This window comes from Halalkalicoccus paucihalophilus (assembly GCF_001593955.1).
Lineage (GTDB): Archaea > Halobacteriota > Halobacteria > Halobacteriales > Halalkalicoccaceae > Halalkalicoccus > Halalkalicoccus paucihalophilus.
Map to the genome: position 1 here is coordinate 1 of NZ_LTAZ01000016.1, position 17,171 is coordinate 17,171.

The following is a 17,171-nucleotide window of genomic DNA, read 5'->3' on the forward strand; positions in this document are numbered from 1 at the left end:
ACCAAGCAATTCATGAGGCAGATGCCGAGGAGTTCTTCGAAGCAGTTGAGGAATTCAAATTCGCCCTTTATGATGAGTGCGACGTCCGTCGAGCCGCACTTTACTTGGACGTGGAGTGGCTGCGTGAGTGCCTGTTCGGCGACCTCACGACCGAGGAGTTCGTGAACCGAATTCTCATGATCCTTGGTGCTGTCGAAGACGACGCCGGACCAGAAGGTAATGATACTGACTAGGCAAAAGTAGGCCCGCTTTTCGGTCCGAGCAAGTAACGATCCCAAAAAACTCCGCTGGTATTTCCCGTAGACCGACCCCCATATAGCGTCGTAGACAACGCAGGGGTGGTAGCTATGCACAGTGTCGTTGTCGTCGCTGTACGGACAATGACTCCCACTAATCGAGCGCTTGGCATCGAATTCGGTGAGCTACGCGATGAGTTCGAACAACGGCCCTGTCCAATTACAAACGCTGACCTTTAGACTAACACGGCGAAGCAACATTCAGCGTGTCAAAAGTGTTCATTGTCCGTTATCGAGTAAATGCCGTTCGAGGAACTCGACCTCCTGCTCAGACACTTCATCAAACAACTCGCTGAACGCTCCGAAGTGATCAGTTTCGATGGTGATGTACCTTACATCCGAGAGGCGAGAAACTGTTGCATCGATGGCATTCTTCGGTGCAATCGTGTCGTCAGCCGCTTCAATGATTAGCGTCGGGCACTCAATCCTATGGACGCTCTTAATGGGCCGATACAGGCCGAACGTAACGAATGCACGCGCGGCACATCGATTCACTTCTTGGTTGTTCGCGTCTTCACCGGCGACGGATTCGTGGCCCTCCTTGGAACCCGGAGTGGCGAGCGCCGGAAGCTCGTCAGGGTAGTCTCCCCAGATTGGAATATAGTAGGGCTCTCGCCCGGTATACTTTCGACCGATATCTCGCAGTCCCGCCGCTGTCACTCGGAGGCCGTAGATTGGCCCCATTGCACGGATAAAGTGTATGAGGGTTCGTCGTCCATCGAGAATCGGCGTCCGCCCGACGTAGGCGTCAACGTCCTCGCGAGCAGCGGTGATGAATGCACCGCCACCTCCCAAAGAGAACCCATAGACGCCGAGTCGGTCCCCATCGATACCGTCGATGGTGCGCGCGTATTCAATGGCAGACTTCCAGTCGGTGATCTGTCCAAACGGGAGCGCGACGTTCCGGGGTTCGCCACCGCTCTCGCCGAGTGATCGGTAGTCGAACAACAGAACAGCCAGCCCGTGCTCAGCGAATCGCTCAGCAAACGCTGGAAGTCCCGCCTGACGCGGTAAACCAAATCCATTGGCCATCACCACTATCGGTGGATCGCGAGTATTCGTGGTCGCTAAATCATCGGGTCGATAGAGGGAGGCTGCACACCGCGTTCCCTCACTCATGAATTCCACATACTCAGGTTGGATTGTTTCTCTTTGCTCCATAGCGTTCTCTCGGTATAGGATGTCAAACAGCATAACAGATAGTATAATATTAAATTCGGGTATAATATGATACGTTCCAAATAGATGGACTACGCTTGGATCTGGTTGTTTCTGTTCACGTGTCCTTTGCCGGTCGAAAACTTATTACAGATACTACAGATCATGGCAGGGATGACACTGTGTTGGTAACCACATATTCGACGCGTTTGAATCTCCCTTACGAAATCGACCACGGGTATCAAGCCGTGTTAGATGATGTTTTGACCGATAATCAACCTGATCAAGATATTGGATTTCCTCACCATCTAACAAACCCTAAACGATATAGAAGGCAGCTGAGTGGTTATCATAGCCAATATAGACCACCCAGCCTTTGTAGACCGCTCCATCCGTCTCGACAGCCGTCTGATCATTCGGATCGACTGCCACCGACTCCTCACGAGCAATTTGAGTTAAATCCATTAATGGTGACTAAATTACTGTTGAAGAGATCAGCGATGATAGTACGCTTGATCCATCAAGAATCCCCATTTGCGTAAAGATACAGCACGGAGACAAGTAGTATGAGTTCTGCTACTTTCGCCCCAACAGCATTCCAGTTAAGGGAACCCATCATATAAAACGCCGAGAGGAAGCCCCCAAATCCGCCGTAAAAGAAGAACGCGAGAAATGTAACGAGGGCGTATCCGGCGGCAGCGAGGTAGAGTTCCCGCCGCCAGTATCGGCTGAAGTATAGGGCGACGCCGCCAAGGAAGCCGATTCCGTTCAATATGAAAAGGATCCCTAGTGTCTGACTGAATCCTATTACGCTCGGTCCGAGAATCAGGTGGATCACTCCAGTGATTACAGCTGCAATGACGGCAATGTATCCGACCGGATGGGAAGGGAGACTGAAAAGCGATTCCTGCTCTCTTGTGACAGCTGATCCGGCGACCATACCCAGATATACGTGTGACCTTGTCAAAAAAGAAGGGGAAAATCCTAAAAAATGAAACTAACGGGCAGATTTATGTGTTAATATTCTTCATGCAATGAATATGATCTGATGCTGTGAATCGATTTGTTGCACAACGATTCTACTGCAACGGAAATCCCGACTCGCAGCTGCACGGAATAGGTAATCTGTCTCAATAGATCCGCGGACAATTCAGCGTCATACCGATCAGAGAATTCATGACGACACTGTACGCGGTCTCGAAAACGGATAGTGGACTCGAGCTACGAGAATTCGTCCTGCTGTACACGGAGTGTCCATTTGCGAAGACATGAGTCCTCAAACGAACGTATGAGATCATGCCGAGGGTCATACTCGATGACACCAACGTCGTCGAGCACTGGGAGATGCCACTGGTAGAGATCCGCGGCAACATCCTGATACCGCTCGCGAGTGAGCGCCTGATCCGTGAGTGCTGCTTCAAGCGTCGCGACATCCTCAATTAGTGGCTCGAATTCGACGGTCGGATCGTCGGCATCGAGGAGTGAGTAGAGCGTAAATCGCCTCCGTTGGTTAGCTAAAAGTTCTAAGACGGTATCCAGTGACAGCGACGAGAGGACCGCAGAGTTCTGTGGTGGGAGCGACGATGTCATGTACCGTTAGCGAGTCTACTATAACTGGAAGGTATAACGCTGTTGTTTCGATTCCCTAAACTGGACATCAATGCCAACGGCGAAAAGCAGAGGCGATCTCGGAGGTGCTTCCCCTCCTCATATAGAACGTCGCTGTCGATGGTACACAAATTGCGGTCCACCATACTTCTGCTTGTAATTGAGTACCTGACTACGTACACGATTAAAGGGGAAATATTAATTATATCGCCGTCCCTTATCTGCAGTAACTGACTAGAAGCGAACTACACCGGCTCTAAGTAGATCAGTATGCAAAAGCCGACAACCGATGAAGAACTTCAGGCTGCGCTGACAGACGATCGCTATCGGATCCTCGAAGTCCTTGCTGAACACGACGAACTGCGCTCAAGTGAAATCCGAGACCATGCCGAGATCCCAGACGGAAGTAAGCACTATCAACTCTCGATTCTTGACTCGTGGGATTTCATCACGCCTGTCGGAACCCAGTACGTTGGCGAACATGAGACCGGGATTCCAGCGACACTCTACACGCTGACTGATGAAGGGCACGCAGTTGTTGAAGAGTACTGAGCGTATAGACGCCGACAAGGCAAACCGACACCTGTGAGGAACTGACCACGAGAATTTGCTGGGTTGAGTGGCTCAGAATCGTCGTTATAACCACCGTACTGAAAAAGGACACTACAGTGTCTTCCAAACGCTATTGCTTTCTCCGGAGCGTAGCTGACTGCTCTTTTCCCGTAATGTTAGATATTATAAGATTCTAAGTGATCATCGCTCAAGAGTATAGTCGAGACGGGGGTAGTACCCAATCCCGTCGAACCAGCCCGTACAACGCCACCCAAATCCCAACGCCATGAATTCCCAACAACCCATTTCCAACCAGTCCGAAGCGACTGTCGAGCCAGTACCACCTAGTTTGGACTCAAGTACCTCAAAGCTCGTGTACGTGTACTTATCGAGCAGTGAGCCGGCAACGATCGACGAACTCCACGCAGCGCTCGATGTTGAGAAGCTGACGCTGTACCCAGTCCTGAACACCCTCATTGCCGCGGATCTCGTCACCCAATCCGAGGGGAGATACAGCTGTCAGAACCACTCGATGATCGAGATGACATCATGACCGCTACTGTGCCTCGTGCCGTCTTACGGCTGCGAACACTCGTCCCCAGAGGAATCAGTTCAATCCAATCCGACGTTATCGACCAGCTTCAAGAGTTCAAGACGGAAGGAATAATCGCTGGCCTTGATATCGACACGTGGGGATCGTCAATGGGAATGTCCATTTCGAACGATCGCGATTCCACCGGCACACGAAAACTACTCTCCGAGTTCGAACAATGGGAAGAAGCCCATAATTGTACCCTTAGTCCCGCTTTTGGGCGCTCCGACACCAACTCGAGTGATGATGGCAACACCGAGGATGGCACCTACACTATATTGCCGCTGCTCTGTCTAGCGGTCTATAACGATACGACAATCCAGGCGGTCTATCCGCATAGGACTAACGAAGAAGTTCGGACGATCTACGATGGAATTGCCGCACTTGAAGCAAGAAAATCAACTAAGGAGCAGATAGAAATCACATCAAGTGAGAAGCCAACGGCAATGGGCACATACTCGCATTGATAGCTGTAGCTAATGACGGACCTTCCTCTTCGGTTTCCATCCCAGGTTTTTAATCGATCTACGTGATAGTATTGTTGAGTAGTGCATTTCCTCGACTAATCTTCGGTGACGTGAAGATACCCTACTAGGATGATCGCGCTCAGCAATCGCGAGATTAGTCGCAGCAGTATAGGGAGTATCCCGGCGGAGAAACTTCGACCAGCGCCAGCACAACGGGTCAAACATCCACTCTTCGTGATACAGCATTTCGTAATCGACGGCGACAAGTCGACCATCGAGAACCATCCCTTCCACATCCATTTTGTCTGTAGATAACGGTCGCCAGCCCCTCTCGCGAAGCCGACGACCTATGTAGCGATCCGCGTGAGATGAATTTCGAACCTCAAGGAGATCATCCGGTAATGCGCCGAGACCATCGCAATGTTCCATGAGAAGCCATCCCTGCGACCGGTCGGCATCGACAATCGGGCACAAGAGGTCGTCGTCGCCGCGTCGGACCGCGTCGTTCCATACTCCTAGCTCGGATCCAAGGAAACACGAGGAGACATCAGAGCGATCCCAGTGGTGTGTCATTTCAGTGGGACCGTCGCTGGCACACTCGGAACAGACCTTGAGTACATACGTCTCTTTATATCCAGGCTCAACATGCCGCCGGTCTTCATGGATGGATGGAAGCGTATAGACATGGCCTTTCAAAAGTCGTGTCGCGCCAAGTTCAGATCGTAACGCTTCTCGCCGGCTTTCATACCCCCACGGTTCATACTCAGTAACCTTTCGTAAGCGGACCCGTCCTTCAGCCGTCAGCGGCGTATCGTGATCCATTCGCCCAGGATTACGCTGCCGCTTCTCTAAGCTAGTTCTTCGTAGGGTCCTTGGACAGTCGGAAATTCGATATCTCCTTGCCAAAGAACTGGCTCTCACTGGAGAACACGCCACCTTGGATCCGTGTCAGGGTGTTTATAGCAAATACCGGGCTCATGCGCTGCACCTTGATCAACGAGATATGCTGGCGATTTATCGAGCCCATCCGAATACAGGGCACCAACACCACCCTCTGGAGACAGATCCTCGTCAGCGGTATACTGCTCCATGAATCGCCACATGAGCCGCAAGGTCGTTTCCGAAGAGGCATACTCGCGTTTCGGCACTTGACCATATTGTGCTCCCTTCTTTCGATCGTCACTCGTGAAAATGTCGAACTTGAACTTGTCTTTAACGCGAGCATCATACAGCCGACCGAATTGTGCATTACCAGTCGCTAAGGCGAAGATATCGGGAGTGTAGATAGTTCCATCAACAGTGTACTCCTCCTGGCCACGTTCAAATCGACGCCAGTAACGAACGGTCTGGAGTGCGCCGTCGTAGATAGCGGTTCCATCGTTGCCGATTTTCACTTCGTAGGCGACAGCCCGCTGATCAAGAATACGACTGTTACTGTCCATATCTCTACCGAAGGTCTACATATCGCAAGACGAAAGCGCGTTACAACGAGAACCAATGATTGAGCATGATTTTGACGACCCAGACTGGGGCGGTATAGCCTGGTCTGACTGGATCTCACTCAACACGATACGGATCCCCTGCGGAGGTCGTCTACCGTCGGACGAACGGTACACGAGCGAACGCCCGTCGAACACGGAATCATCAAGAGTATGTGCTCCCTAAACCGATCATAGGTCCCCTTACCGGGACCCTCTCACGGCTTCGGAACTAAGCTCGCAGTTACAATGTAGCGCCTCGTCGTAACGACGCTCGCCATTCGACGCGACGCACGAGCAGTGTGGCATAGCGAGTGGTCATAGATGACCAGCGAACGCCGCGGGCGGTCCTACAGGAGACACTAACAATGCCCACCGTTCTCGTACTCGACAGTCAGGGATATGCAGCCCTCAGTATTGTTCGGTCGCTCGGTCGACACGGCGTCCGCGTCACCGCAGGGGCGGACAGCGCGTTCGCCCTCGGCCCACAATCGAAATACGCCACGGATAGCTACATCTATCCAGATCCCGAGATCGATTGCTACGACTTCCTCGATCACTTGACGGAGCACCTGAACGGCAATGATTATTTCGCCGTCATTCCGGCCACTGACAAGACGACGGCGCTCCTCTCGCAACACAAGGCCGATCTCGAACGAACCGGAACGATCGTCGCCACCGAGGACTGGGAGACGTTTTCGCTGGCGTACGACAAGACAAACACGTTCGATGTCGCCGAAGGACTCGACATCCCGACGCCCACGACGATCGCTCCGGAGTCGCCGACCGATCTCGATTCGATCCGGAACGACCTCCCGTATCCCGTTGTAGTGAAATCACGGAGCAAGAGCATCTGGACGGACGAGGGGACCCACGAGTTGAGCCGCGTGGACGACTCCCATTACGCCTCGTCGCCAACCGAACTCGATGCGGTCTACCGCACGATCTACGAGTCGAGCCCCACGTTCGAGACGCACCCACCGCTGATTCAGGAGTACATCCCGGGCGAGACGCAGACGACGGTAGCTCTGGCGGATCAGGGCGATATACTCGTACACTTCCAGGAACGGCGGTTGCGCACCGATCCGCCGAGCGGCGGGAACTCGACGCTCCTCGAGGGGGTTCGCAACCGTCGTATGCTTGAGTACGCCAAGACGCTGATCGGGGTCCTCGAGTGGACCGGGCCGGCGCAAGTCGAGTTCATGAAGACCCCCGACGGCGAGTTCCATCTGATCGAGATGAACGGCCGATACTGGGGCTCACTCCCGCTCGCGATCAACAGCGGCGTCGACTTCCCGTGGCACCACTACCAGCTTCTCAGGGGCGAACGGCCGAAACCGCCGGCGTCGTACCAGACGAACGTCGTCCAGCGCCGTCTGTTGTACGGCGATCTCAACTGGCTGTATTACTACCTCGCAAAGGGAGATCTCAGCGCTATCGCGCCGTTCGTACGATCGTTCGTCGGCCCGAAGCACACCTTCGTCTCGACCGACGATCCCCGACCGACGGTTGTCGCACTCGCCGAGGGGGCCGTACTCGGGACAAAGCAGTCCGCGAGGGCGGTCCGAACGCGACTCCACGAACGGTGACAGGATGTTTTGAGGACGACGTAGTCGCCGCGAATTGAGGCGTTCTGACAGCTTTTGTACACTCTTTCAATCCGCGCAACCACCTCCAGTAGCCTTCGTGGTCGGCATTTAAGTAGAAACCGTGTAGCCGTTTTCACTGGCAAAGCGGCCTTTCGGTATTGTCCAGCTACGTGGCAATGGTTCGCAGGTGATCGGTTGTGGCGCTGAAAACACGGCTTAACAATCGGACGGTCGGTCGTTCTTCCGATATGCTTCGTGAGATCGAACGAGCGGTGGTCGAAAATCCCGTGACGAACGCGATCCTGTTCAACGAGTTGACCGGGTCCATCGGTCAGTACTTCGAGGCGGCCCGCTATCGCCGAGAATACGCTCGGTACAGACGGAAGTACGACGTCGATCCGACGTTCCGGTTCAACGGCCCTGGGATCCTATTGTACGGCGACGGGGACATCAAACTGGGGGCAGACTCGTATATCGGCCGCTACTCGCGGATTCAGGCCGAGTCCGGACGAACGGTCCGGATCGGCAGGAACACGGCCGTGAGCCACTTCGTGTTCTGCTATACGCGAAACCGGATCGCCGATCAGGATATGAGCGTTGCGCCGAACACCAACGACGACCTCGCGGTCAACGAGGGTGATACCACGGTAGGGGACGACTGTTGGATTGGGGCGTTCACGTTCTTGACTGAGGGCGTTTCGGTCGGGGAAAACACCGTCATTGGGGCGAATGCGGTCGTCACCAACGACCTCCCTCCACACGCCATCGCCGCTGGCGTCCCGGCGCGCGTACGCCGGTTCAAGTCCTATCTCTCGGACGAGGAGACGGGAACGCTCGCGACCGAGTACGCGGACGCGCTTTCGGACGACCTCGCTGGCGAGTACCGATGAGGCTGAGCTGTCAGCCCGTGTCGAACGTCCCTTGAAGTGCCTCGTCCGCCGCTCCCGCCTCATCTCGCAGGGCCGTCAACGAGGACCGATAGCTTCGGAAGAGGTGGAGAGGGATCGTTCGTGGGATCGTATACACGATCGACGAAAACGTCCGAAGCTGTCGGCGCTGGTCGATGGTGCAGAACCGAACGACATCCGTTCAGGTTTGTCGATGTGCGGACGCACGACCGCGTACACTCCCGATTGCCCTATATCTGGGCATGAGTCAGGGAGTATAAAAAGGGGAGACTGCGCCTGTAGCCGTGTGCATTCACCCTACTGGCGCCATGGAGATGCCTTTGACATCACTCCAGTCGTAAGTACCTCTAAAGGCATCAAGAGTCCGATGAGGGCTATTTTACGTGAAATAGGCGCAAAGCCTCGCCCTTCAGGGCGGGGATACGCGCCGTAATTCTCGTAAAGGTGTCCACCCATCCACGACATCGGATGAGATAGCGGTCACGTCGCTCGCTGCCTACTCTTGCTGAGCATCGACGACAGCAACTGCCGCGAGGTTGACGATGTCCTTGACCTCGTCGCCGCGCTGGAGGACGTGCACCGGTTCGTCCATCCCGGCCAGCATTGGACCGATCGCTTCAGCCCCACCGAGCCGCTGGAGAAGCTTATAGCCGATGTTGCCGGCCTCGAGGTTCGGGAAGACGAGTACATTCGCCGGTTTCTCAAGCTCCGAGAAGGCGTACGTCTCCGTTAGTATCTCCTCGACAACGGCAGTATCGGCCTGCATCTCTCCGTCTACCGGGAAGTCCACATCGGGATCCCGACGAAGGGTGCGGGCGGCCGCCCGTGGTTTACGGGTGCCCTCGTTGTCGACCGATCCGAAGTCCGAGTACGACAATAGGGCGACCCGTGGCTCAACGTCGAATTGACGGGCGACCTCGGCAGCACGGCGGGCGGCTTCCGCCAGCGCCTGATGGTCGGGATCCCGATTAACGGTGGCGTCCGCACAAAAGACGACGCGATCGTCGAACGCCAGCATGTACACCCCAGCGACGTACTCGACGTCCGGGGCGGTGCCGATGACCTGTAGCGGCGGACGCGCCCCTGTCGGGTAGTGGCGAGTGAGGCCGGTCAGCATCGCGTCGGCGTCACCCATTTCGACCATCACACTGCCGAGGTAGTCGGAGTTCTGTTCGACGAGATCCTCGGCCTCGCTTCGGGTGATTCCCTTTCGCTTCCGGAGCTCGTAGAGCCGATCGGCATACGCACCCAGGTCCACCTCCGATGGATCGATTACGTTGGGTTCGAACTCAAGGCCGAACTCCTCGACGATAGCGGTGATCTCCTCGCGGTTCCCGATTAACAGCGGCTGGGCAATTCCCTCCTCGTGCATCTGGAAGGCTGCCCGAATGGTCTTCTCATCGTCCCCTTCGGCGAGCGCGACCTGTTTTGGGTTGCTCTTGGCCTTGTTGAGGACGATCCGCATCATCTCGCGGGATTTGCCCAACCGGGCCTCGAGGCGTTCGTGATAGGTGGCAAGACTGATCTCCGCTCTGGCGGCATCGCTGGAGACGGCGGCCTGGGCGACCGCGGATGATACCTCGAACAGTACGCGGGGATCGAGCGGCTTCGGAAGGATGTACTCGGGACCGAACTGTAGCACTTCGTCCGAGTACGCCTTTCGAACCGCGTCAGGAGCGTCCTGTTTGGCGAGGTCGGCGAGTGCCTCAGCACAGGTGACCTTCATCTCCTCGTTGATCTCCGTCGCCCGGACGTCAAGCGCTCCCCGAAAGATGAAGGGAAAACACAACACGTTGTTGACCTGGTTGGGATAGTCCGAGCGTCCCGTCGCCATGATCACCGTATCGTCTCGGGCCGCCTTCGCCTCCTCGTAGTCGATTTCGGGATCGGGATTCGCCATCGCGAAGATGATAGGGTCGGCGGCCATCGAGCGGACCATCTCCTGAGAGACGATCCCGCCGGCCGACAGGCCGACGAAAGCGTCGGCACCCACCATCGCGTCAGCGAGATCGCCACCCTCATTGCTTGCGAACGCCTCGACATATGGATGAGGATCATCGGCGGCCACCCGCTTCTCGGTGATGATCCCGTCGATGTCGGACATGGTGACGTTCTCGGGTTCGACGCCCAACGAAACGAAAAAGCGGGCGGTAGCCGTCGCAGCCGCTCCCGCTCCAGCGAAGGCGACTTCCAGTTCGGAGAGCTCCTTGCCAGCTATTTCGGCGGCATTGAGCAGCGCCGCGCCAGTGATGATGGCGGTGCCGTGCTGGTCGTCGTGGAAGACGGGGATCGACATCTCCTCGTGGAGCGTCTCCTCGATCTCGAAACACTCCGGCGCGCGGATGTCCTCTATGTTGATTCCGCCGAACGTCGGCTCCATCGCTGCGACCGCCGATGCGAACGCCCTGGGATCGTCGAGGTCGAGTTCGATATCAAAGACGTCGACGTCGGCGAAACGCTTGAACAGCACGCCCTTTCCCTCCATAACAGGTTTGGAAGCTTGTGGTCCGATATCGCCGAGGCCGAGCACTGCCGAGCCATTTGAGACGACACCTACCAGATTGCCCTTCGCGGTGTACTGGTAGGCGTCGTCGGGGTTCTCGGCGATCGCTCGGCAGGGACCGGCGACACCGGGCGAGTACGCGAGCGAGAGGTCGCGCTGGGTGTTGGTCGGCTTCGTGGTGGCGATTTCGATCTTTCCAGGCGGGTCGGACTCGTGGTACGTACGTGACTCCTCCTCGAATCCCATATCCGGATCGTCGGTACGCTAATTGAAAAGTTACTCGGCCTCACTCTTACATATAGAACAGTCCACACCAAATTAATGACTGTTCGTACACAAAATGGTCTCCGATGCTGAGAGTTACTGCTGCTGGGCGTCGACGATCGGGACTGTGGCCAGATTAACAATGTCCTTACCTCGTCGCCACGCTGGAAGACGTGCACCGGTTGTCGATCTCCACCAGCATCGGTCCGGCCGCGTCCATATCGCCAAGCCGGGACAACGTACGAGGATTCAGTCGCGCACCTCAGCGAGAGCGAACGGGAGGTCACCGGCTTAGTGCTGGCATTGGCGGGCTATCTCGTCCACGACGTACACGAGGAGATGCCGTTGATCCTGCTTGACTCGTTGGAAGCGATCGATTCCGAGCGTATTGCACAGTTGGTTGAGTATCTCGAGGAATATGCCTCCTATATTGTGGTGGCACTCCTCTCAGAGGATGCCGATGCACTCGATGATGAGTACCAGCGAATCACAGCGATCTAGCGACTGAATCTATTAGAGGTGAAGATAGGAATAGGGAACGGATCCTCATCGGCGTTCCCAGTCGACGCTTGCCGTGGTTGCAAGTTCCTCAATCAGGGTCTCGATAAGCAAGACTGAGTCGGTATCAGCATCGAGATCCGGCGAGAGATCGAACACCTCCACAGTAACCGTTCGAGCGTCTTCTAATCGGCTATCATCGACTTCAAAATCGAAGATCGTTCGACTGTAGATGACGATCGTCCGTTCTGCAGAAACCTCCAAATGTTCGATCCCCGCCCTATCGAATGCCGCGAGAACATCAACAGTCTCACTAAACTGATATTGGACTGCTGGCTGCTCTTTCTTATTCATTACATTCAGTAATACCACTCAGCACTATAGAGGGTTGCGACCACGAGACACGATCGATCTCGGCTGGGAGCCATGGCTGATCAGTGTTAATCAGCATTGGTATCAGTGTCCGTCTTGGTTGCTTTCTCCAGATAGTCCCGGTGGACGGTATCACCGTCGCGGTACTTATACGGGCCGTGTTTTGCACCGTCGCTCATACACGAACAACTCTCGTCACCGCAGGTTCGATATTCGAGATACACTGCGCTACTCGATTCGTTTTTAAGAATCTGACCATTCTCGGGTAATTCGTCTTCAGTGACTGGCTCTTTTCGACGGTGCTTACGGGCTTCAAGCAACTCGTCGATATACGCGCGCTTCTTGAAGTGTCTTGTCGTCTTGCTTGGGAAGTCCTTCGGCAAGGTAGTTCGGAAGAGACGAAGGTGCTGTCGGGGGCATTCTACCTTGTGCAACAAAGATTGCTATTCTATTAATACTGTTGTACAAGGTTAGCTAGAGAGGAATGAACGATCTAACGAGAGTCGCTGACGCTGAGGTCCTCAAGAGACACACCGTGGTTACAAGTGAAGCACACCACTCTTACAAGTGAAACAGAGAGGGTCGCACACACCACTGCTGCAAGTGAAGCTCACTTGTAAGGGTGGTGTGGTCCGTCTATGAAACGCCGTTGACCGACGCAATCTCTTGAATTACCTCAATCTCACCGTCCATTCGAAGAACATCGGACATTGCTTCGATTGCACTGGTGAACGGGACATCTAACTCATAGCTGTAGTAGTTACCGCGAGATCCACTACGATTCTCGTATGCCGATAGGATGCCAAGCATTCGGAGATCGGAGAGATGGTTGTGTACTGACCGTTGGGCGAGCGAATCGGTCCCAGAAGAGCTACAGAGAGTGAGATATTCCTCATAAATATCACGAGTGCGACACGGCGTTTCCCCCTTTGCAATCTTCGAAATCACTGCCAGTAATCCTAGTCGACCGTGTGTCGTTAGCTCCCGCATCCCCTCTTCAACACGCTCTTGCTCAAGTCGTGCTCGCGCTCCTTCGACGTGATCACGCTTAATAAGATCTGCATCACTGTTTTCGGCGATTTCTCCAGCAAGTCGAAGTAGGTCAAGCGCCTGTCGAGCACTGCCACTATCACGTGCAGCAAGGGCAGCGCAAAAATTTAGAACACCTTGCTCAAGTCCGTCTTCAGTAATTGCGACATCAGCCCGGGAATCAAGAATGTTTTCTAGTTCAGGTGCATCATATGGGGGGAAATGTAGCTCTCTCTCACAGAGTGTATCCTGGACACGAGGGTCCAGTTGATCACGGAACTTGAAATCATTGCTAATTCCGATAACACCGATTTTCGCTGTATCGAGAGATACGTACGATGTCGGCCGGTGGTGAGGAGCGTATCCGTTGACTAGGGTTAACAGAGGGGAGTCGCTCCGCAAAGAGAGTCTCCCTTGTGCAACATCTTGTATCCGAGAAGCGATTTGTTGCACAAGGCTGACTACGTCAAAAGATGATAGTCCGTGCGCACAGCCGCAGATGTTAATATAGTTATTCCTGTTGAATTATCAGAATTTGATAGGAATAGAATGCTGCATAGAGAGGGTGTATCCATCATCGAAATCGTCCGTTGAGTGAAAGTGACAGTACCAATACTGCCCGTCTCTAATAGAATTGCTCAATCCGCTGATTGAACAGCCTGATCAGCCGATCAGTCATCGCGCCAGTCTCGATTTCTATTCCGTCGAGTGTTGTTACCGGCCTGAGTTCCCATGTCGTATTCGTCAGGAACACTTCGTTGGCAGCGTGGATATCTTCGATTCGATAGTGGTCTGTCTCCACCGGAATATTCACTTTTTGAGCGAGACTGAGTACGACTGACCGGGTGATGCCCGGAAGAATCGAAGCGTCGAGGCTTGGTGTACACAGGGTACCGTCAGTGATGAAAAAGACATTGCTGGTCGTTCCTTCGGTGATGTAACCGTTGAGGTCACGGATGAGTGCCTCGTCGGCGATCGTGTCACCGCGCTGTGTTCGTCGAAGTTCCAATCGCGCGAGGATTCCGTTGAGGTAATTGTGGGTCTTGATATCTGCGGGAAGAGCTTCGTCGGGTATCCGGCGTGTCTTGACTGTCCGGAGCACTGCTGGCTCATCCCAAATAGACCTACCATCGAGTCCACCTCGGGGCAGGGACGCCACGATCACGACGATCGTAGGTTCGACCGTAGGATGCGGTGTGAGCTTCCCAGGTTGTTCGCCGCGGGTTACCGACACCCGAACGTACGCATCTTCAAGGTCATTCGCGGCCAACGTCTCTTCTACCCGGTTTGCGAGGTCCCCTGGAACTGCATCCGGCATAGCGAGAGTTTCGCATGTGCGTTTGAGGCGGGCCAGATGGGCCTCCCACTCAAAAATTGATCCGCCATACGCCCGGAGAGTTTCGAACGCTGCATCACCGTACATAAACCCACGGTCCCGCACGCTCACTGACGCATTCGAACTGTCGACGAGTTCACCGTTTACGTGGTAGTACATTGGTCGACGAAGTTTCGGACAAGATCGGTCCCGTGCTGAGTCAGGATACTTTCCGGGTGGAACTGGACACCTACGTGAGGTTTCTCGATGTGGCGGACACCCATCACTAATTCGGTCTCCTCGTTGGTATAGGCTGTTTCTTCGAGTTCTGCAGGCATTTCCTCGCAATCGATGGCGAGTGAGTGGTAGCGGCCAGCAGTGAATCCATTGGGGATCCCCGCGAATATCCCTACACCATCGTGATTGATCACCGATGGTTTCCCGTGAACTACGGCAGGTGCGTGATCAACTGCGAGGCCGTGTACTGCACAGAGCGCTTGGTGCCCCAGACAGACGCCGAGCGTCGGATACGCTAACTCCGCGAACACGGGCATAGACACGCCGGCCTCTTGGGGCGTTCCCGGACCTGGAGAGATAACGATACCATCTGGATCAAATTCTTGAATCTCTGAGAGTGTAACTGCATCGTTTCGTCGAACTACTACGTCCTTGGCGACGCTACCGACATACTGGACGAGATTGTATACGAATGAATCATAGTTATCTATGACTAGAATACTGGTCATTTCTGGGAACGCACCTCCATGTCGACATCATTGCTAATGGCTGTGTCAATAGCATTCACGAGCGCTCGCGCTTTCGCGAGAGTTTCGTCATACTCACGATCGGGAACCGAATCATGAACGATCCCACCACCGACGCGCAGGTGGTATTCATCTTCGTACCGGACGAGCGTCCGGATGATGATGTTTAGCGTTGCTCGACCATCGAAGCCAATCGCCGCCATACTCCCTGTGTACGGGCCACGTCGCCTCTGTTCGACCTCATCAATGATCTCCATGGTTCTGGGTTTCGGAGCCCCGGTGATCGTCCCGCCGGGAAACACGGCGGCGATGACGTCAGCTAGGGTGCAGTCGTCGCGGCGTGTCCCTGAGATGCGGGAAACGAGGTGCATCACTTCGGAATAGCGGTCAACACGCCGGTACTCGTCAACGGTCACAGAGCCGTACTTGCTGACTTTACCGAGGTCGTTACGCTTGAGGTCGACGAGCATCGCGTGCTCGGCACGCTCCTTTTCATCGGTTTGAAGGTCTGTCTCGAATCGATGGTCTTGCTTGGCAGTCGTACCACGTGGCCGCGTTCCGGCGATAGGTTCGGTCATCACCGTAGCCTCATCGCAGTCAAGCAGGAGTTCGGGACTTGCACTTACGAGATCGATCCCAGGGAATTCGATAAGACCCGAATATGGTGCCGGGTTGATTCGCCGAAGTGCGGCATACGCATCCACAGGATGAACGGCAGCAGGGGCTTCGAGCCGGTGAGAGATGTTCGCTTGGAAGCTATCACCATCGCGAATATATTGTTTGACTCGTCGAACGCGGTCGGCGTACGCCGCTCGCTCGCAGCTGCTCGTGAATTCGAGGTGATCGGTAGTCGCGGGTGCGGGCCCGACGGTCGGATCGCCGTCGGAAGCGGCACGGGCGAGCGAAACTGCTCGCTCCCGACCCCGGTCGTAGGCCTCATCGGGGTCATCGTGAATGCGGGGAGTAGCGATGATCTGGAGCGTTGTTTCACCATTGTGTGGTTCCTGCCACGCTGCGAGACACGAGTAGCGGCCGAGTTGGGCCCGTGGGAGGTTTCGGTCGTCGACGGTCGTCTCGGGGAGTGATTCGATGTCACGGGCGACATCGTATGAAAGCCAGCCGAAGAAACCACCGGGGTGGGGCACGTTACAGTCACCGCGGACGAGCATTTCGGAGGAGAGTAGATTCGTGATCGTTTCAAGGGTCCCGCTTTCACTAACTTCGTATAACTGATCCGGTGTCACGCCGAAATATCCCCACCCTGATCGTCCCCCGGAGGTCTCGATGTAGAACGATGGTGCGTCTTCTCGGGCGCGTCGATAGGCGTCAAAGGGGTCTGCTTGGAAAGTAACGACGACGGGGATCCGAGCCGTGGGCGGCGCTGTTTCTGCGACGGCCTGAAAGGTATCTCGGCTTGTTACCACCCTCGCGGATTTCATGTGAGTTAGTATGGTGGTTCCCTTCCAAGCTCTTGCGATTGTGCCATCAGAATAACTGGACGAGTGATAGAAACGAGCTCTGTATTCAGTACGACTTCTAAAACCGATCACCGCCTGAGAGTTTCCAACACGGCCAAACCATCGTATGACCCTAACCAAACCAACTCACTGAACGATAGAATAGCCAGCTCACGGAATATCATCCGTGGTCTCGGCTATCCGGGACGACTCGAGGTCCGTATACCAAAGCCCGTATGGAACACGCGTTGCCAGCAAAATTGGATCAGACGGCTTTATTGAACCTCTCTTACTGTCTGGCGATTGGCTGAGAATCTGATT

14 protein-coding genes and 3 pseudogenes are annotated in these 17,171 nt (G+C 54.9%); 7 read left to right on the forward strand and 10 right to left on the reverse strand.

Annotated features, from left to right (window positions below; translation table 11 throughout):
• Window positions 1-233, forward strand: a pseudogene (locus HAPAU_RS21915) (hypothetical protein); the annotation flags it as partial.
• Between the two features lie 282 nt (window positions 234-515).
• Here the strand turns inward: HAPAU_RS21915 and HAPAU_RS17535 are convergent.
• From HAPAU_RS17535 to HAPAU_RS23330, 3 genes are all read right to left on the reverse strand, one after another.
• Window positions 516-1,490, reverse strand: coding sequence for an alpha/beta hydrolase (locus HAPAU_RS17535; RefSeq protein ID WP_245634224.1), 975 nt, complete (start codon window positions 1,488-1,490; stop codon window positions 516-518).
• 484 nt (window positions 1,491-1,974) lie between these two features.
• Complete coding sequence (locus HAPAU_RS17540) at window positions 1,975-2,394, reverse strand: DUF7475 family protein (protein WP_066385326.1); 420 nt, start codon at window positions 2,392-2,394, stop codon at window positions 1,975-1,977.
• Between the two features lie 281 nt (window positions 2,395-2,675).
• Window positions 2,676-3,044 (reverse strand): DUF7344 domain-containing protein, encoded by a 369-nt coding sequence (locus HAPAU_RS23330; protein WP_066385328.1) that lies wholly within the window; start codon window positions 3,042-3,044, stop codon window positions 2,676-2,678.
• Between the two features lie 288 nt (window positions 3,045-3,332).
• On the opposite strand from HAPAU_RS23330, the gene HAPAU_RS17550 reads away from it, so the two are divergent.
• The 3 genes from HAPAU_RS17550 (at window position 3,333) to HAPAU_RS17560 (ending at window position 4,673) form a co-directional block, all read left to right on the forward strand.
• A complete protein-coding gene (locus HAPAU_RS17550) occupies window positions 3,333-3,614 on the forward strand; it encodes a hypothetical protein (RefSeq protein ID WP_066385329.1) in 282 nt (93 codons plus the stop codon).
• Window positions 3,615-3,963: 349 nt separating this feature from the next.
• Window positions 3,964-4,167 (forward strand): helix-turn-helix domain-containing protein, encoded by a 204-nt coding sequence (locus tag HAPAU_RS17555; protein WP_211263632.1) that lies wholly within the window; start codon window positions 3,964-3,966, stop codon window positions 4,165-4,167.
• Window positions 4,164-4,673 carry an HTH domain-containing protein gene (locus HAPAU_RS17560; RefSeq protein ID WP_066385331.1) on the forward strand — a complete coding sequence of 170 codons (510 nt, stop codon included), beginning with the start codon at window positions 4,164-4,166 and terminating at the stop codon, window positions 4,671-4,673. The genes HAPAU_RS17555 and HAPAU_RS17560 overlap by 4 nt, the downstream gene beginning before the upstream one ends.
• A 917-nt stretch (window positions 4,674-5,590) precedes the next feature.
• Here HAPAU_RS17560 and HAPAU_RS17565 read toward each other — a convergent pair.
• Window positions 5,591-6,115 carry a hypothetical protein gene (locus HAPAU_RS17565; RefSeq protein WP_066385332.1) on the reverse strand — a complete coding sequence of 175 codons (525 nt, stop codon included), beginning with the start codon at window positions 6,113-6,115 and terminating at the stop codon, window positions 5,591-5,593.
• A 404-nt stretch (window positions 6,116-6,519) separates the two neighbouring features.
• Between HAPAU_RS17565 and HAPAU_RS17570 the strand changes: the two genes are divergently transcribed.
• Together HAPAU_RS17570 and HAPAU_RS17575 are read left to right on the forward strand one after the other, a co-directional pair.
• On the forward strand, window positions 6,520-7,740 hold the full coding sequence (locus HAPAU_RS17570) for a carboxylate--amine ligase (protein ID WP_066385335.1): 1,221 nt from the start codon (window positions 6,520-6,522) through the stop codon (window positions 7,738-7,740).
• Window positions 7,741-7,988: 248 nt separating this feature from the next.
• Entirely contained in the window at window positions 7,989-8,630 is a 642-nt protein-coding gene (locus HAPAU_RS17575; protein WP_066385336.1) for an acyltransferase, read from the forward strand.
• Window positions 8,631-9,144: 514 nt separating this feature from the next.
• Here HAPAU_RS17575 and HAPAU_RS17580 read toward each other — a convergent pair.
• Entirely contained in the window at window positions 9,145-11,397 is a 2,253-nt protein-coding gene (locus HAPAU_RS17580) for an NADP-dependent malic enzyme (protein WP_066385337.1), read from the reverse strand.
• Between the two features lie 246 nt (window positions 11,398-11,643).
• On the opposite strand from HAPAU_RS17580, the pseudogene HAPAU_RS17585 reads away from it, so the two are divergent.
• Window positions 11,644-11,916: pseudogene (locus HAPAU_RS17585) on the forward strand (archaea-specific SMC-related protein); the annotation flags it as partial.
• Window positions 11,917-11,961: 45 nt separating this feature from the next.
• Here the strand turns inward: HAPAU_RS17585 and HAPAU_RS17590 are convergent.
• From HAPAU_RS17590 to pabB, 5 genes and pseudogenes are all read right to left on the reverse strand, one after another.
• A complete protein-coding gene (locus tag HAPAU_RS17590; protein ID WP_066385422.1) occupies window positions 11,962-12,267 on the reverse strand; it encodes a hypothetical protein in 306 nt (101 codons plus the stop codon).
• 654 nt (window positions 12,268-12,921) lie between these two features.
• Window positions 12,922-13,644 (reverse strand): annotated as a pseudogene (locus HAPAU_RS17595) (cell division control protein Cdc6); the annotation flags it as partial.
• Between the two features lie 295 nt (window positions 13,645-13,939).
• Entirely contained in the window at window positions 13,940-14,809 is an 870-nt protein-coding gene (locus HAPAU_RS17600) for an aminotransferase class IV (protein ID WP_066385338.1), read from the reverse strand.
• Window positions 14,794-15,375, reverse strand: a complete 582-nt coding sequence (locus tag HAPAU_RS17605; RefSeq protein WP_066385339.1) for an anthranilate synthase component II — start codon at window positions 15,373-15,375, stop codon at window positions 14,794-14,796. Before HAPAU_RS17605 ends, HAPAU_RS17600 begins: the two co-directional genes overlap by 16 nt.
• Window positions 15,372-16,832: an aminodeoxychorismate synthase, component I gene (pabB, locus tag HAPAU_RS17610; protein ID WP_066385341.1), complete on the reverse strand. Its 1,461-nt coding sequence runs from the start codon at window positions 16,830-16,832 to the stop codon at window positions 15,372-15,374. The genes HAPAU_RS17605 and pabB overlap by 4 nt, the downstream gene beginning before the upstream one ends.
• Between the last annotated feature and the right edge of the window lie 339 nt (window positions 16,833-17,171).

Bases quoted from the DNA above. Each gene is read 5' to 3' on its own strand.
- HAPAU_RS17535 (WP_245634224.1), bottom strand. From the start codon at position 1,490: ATGCTGTTTGACATCCTATACCGAGAGAACGCTATGGAGCAAAGAGAA.
- HAPAU_RS17540 (WP_066385326.1), bottom strand. From the start codon at position 2,394: ATGGTCGCCGGATCAGCTGTCACAAGAGAGCAGGAATCGCTTTTCAGT.
- HAPAU_RS23330 (WP_066385328.1), bottom strand. From the start codon at position 3,044: ATGACATCGTCGCTCCCACCACAGAACTCTGCGGTCCTCTCGTCGCTG.
- HAPAU_RS17550 (WP_066385329.1), top strand. From the start codon at position 3,333: ATGCAAAAGCCGACAACCGATGAAGAACTTCAGGCTGCGCTGACAGAC.
- HAPAU_RS17560 (WP_066385331.1), top strand. From the start codon at position 4,164: ATGACCGCTACTGTGCCTCGTGCCGTCTTACGGCTGCGAACACTCGTC.
- HAPAU_RS17565 (WP_066385332.1), bottom strand. From the start codon at position 6,115: ATGGACAGTAACAGTCGTATTCTTGATCAGCGGGCTGTCGCCTACGAA.
- HAPAU_RS17570 (WP_066385335.1), top strand. From the start codon at position 6,520: ATGCCCACCGTTCTCGTACTCGACAGTCAGGGATATGCAGCCCTCAGT.
- HAPAU_RS17575 (WP_066385336.1), top strand. From the start codon at position 7,989: ATGCTTCGTGAGATCGAACGAGCGGTGGTCGAAAATCCCGTGACGAAC.
- HAPAU_RS17580 (WP_066385337.1), bottom strand. From the start codon at position 11,397: ATGGGATTCGAGGAGGAGTCACGTACGTACCACGAGTCCGACCCGCCT.
- HAPAU_RS17590 (WP_066385422.1), bottom strand. From the start codon at position 12,267: ATGAATAAGAAAGAGCAGCCAGCAGTCCAATATCAGTTTAGTGAGACT.
- HAPAU_RS17600 (WP_066385338.1), bottom strand. From the start codon at position 14,809: ATGTACTACCACGTAAACGGTGAACTCGTCGACAGTTCGAATGCGTCA.
- HAPAU_RS17605 (WP_066385339.1), bottom strand. From the start codon at position 15,375: ATGACCAGTATTCTAGTCATAGATAACTATGATTCATTCGTATACAAT.
- pabB (WP_066385341.1), bottom strand. From the start codon at position 16,832: ATGAAATCCGCGAGGGTGGTAACAAGCCGAGATACCTTTCAGGCCGTC.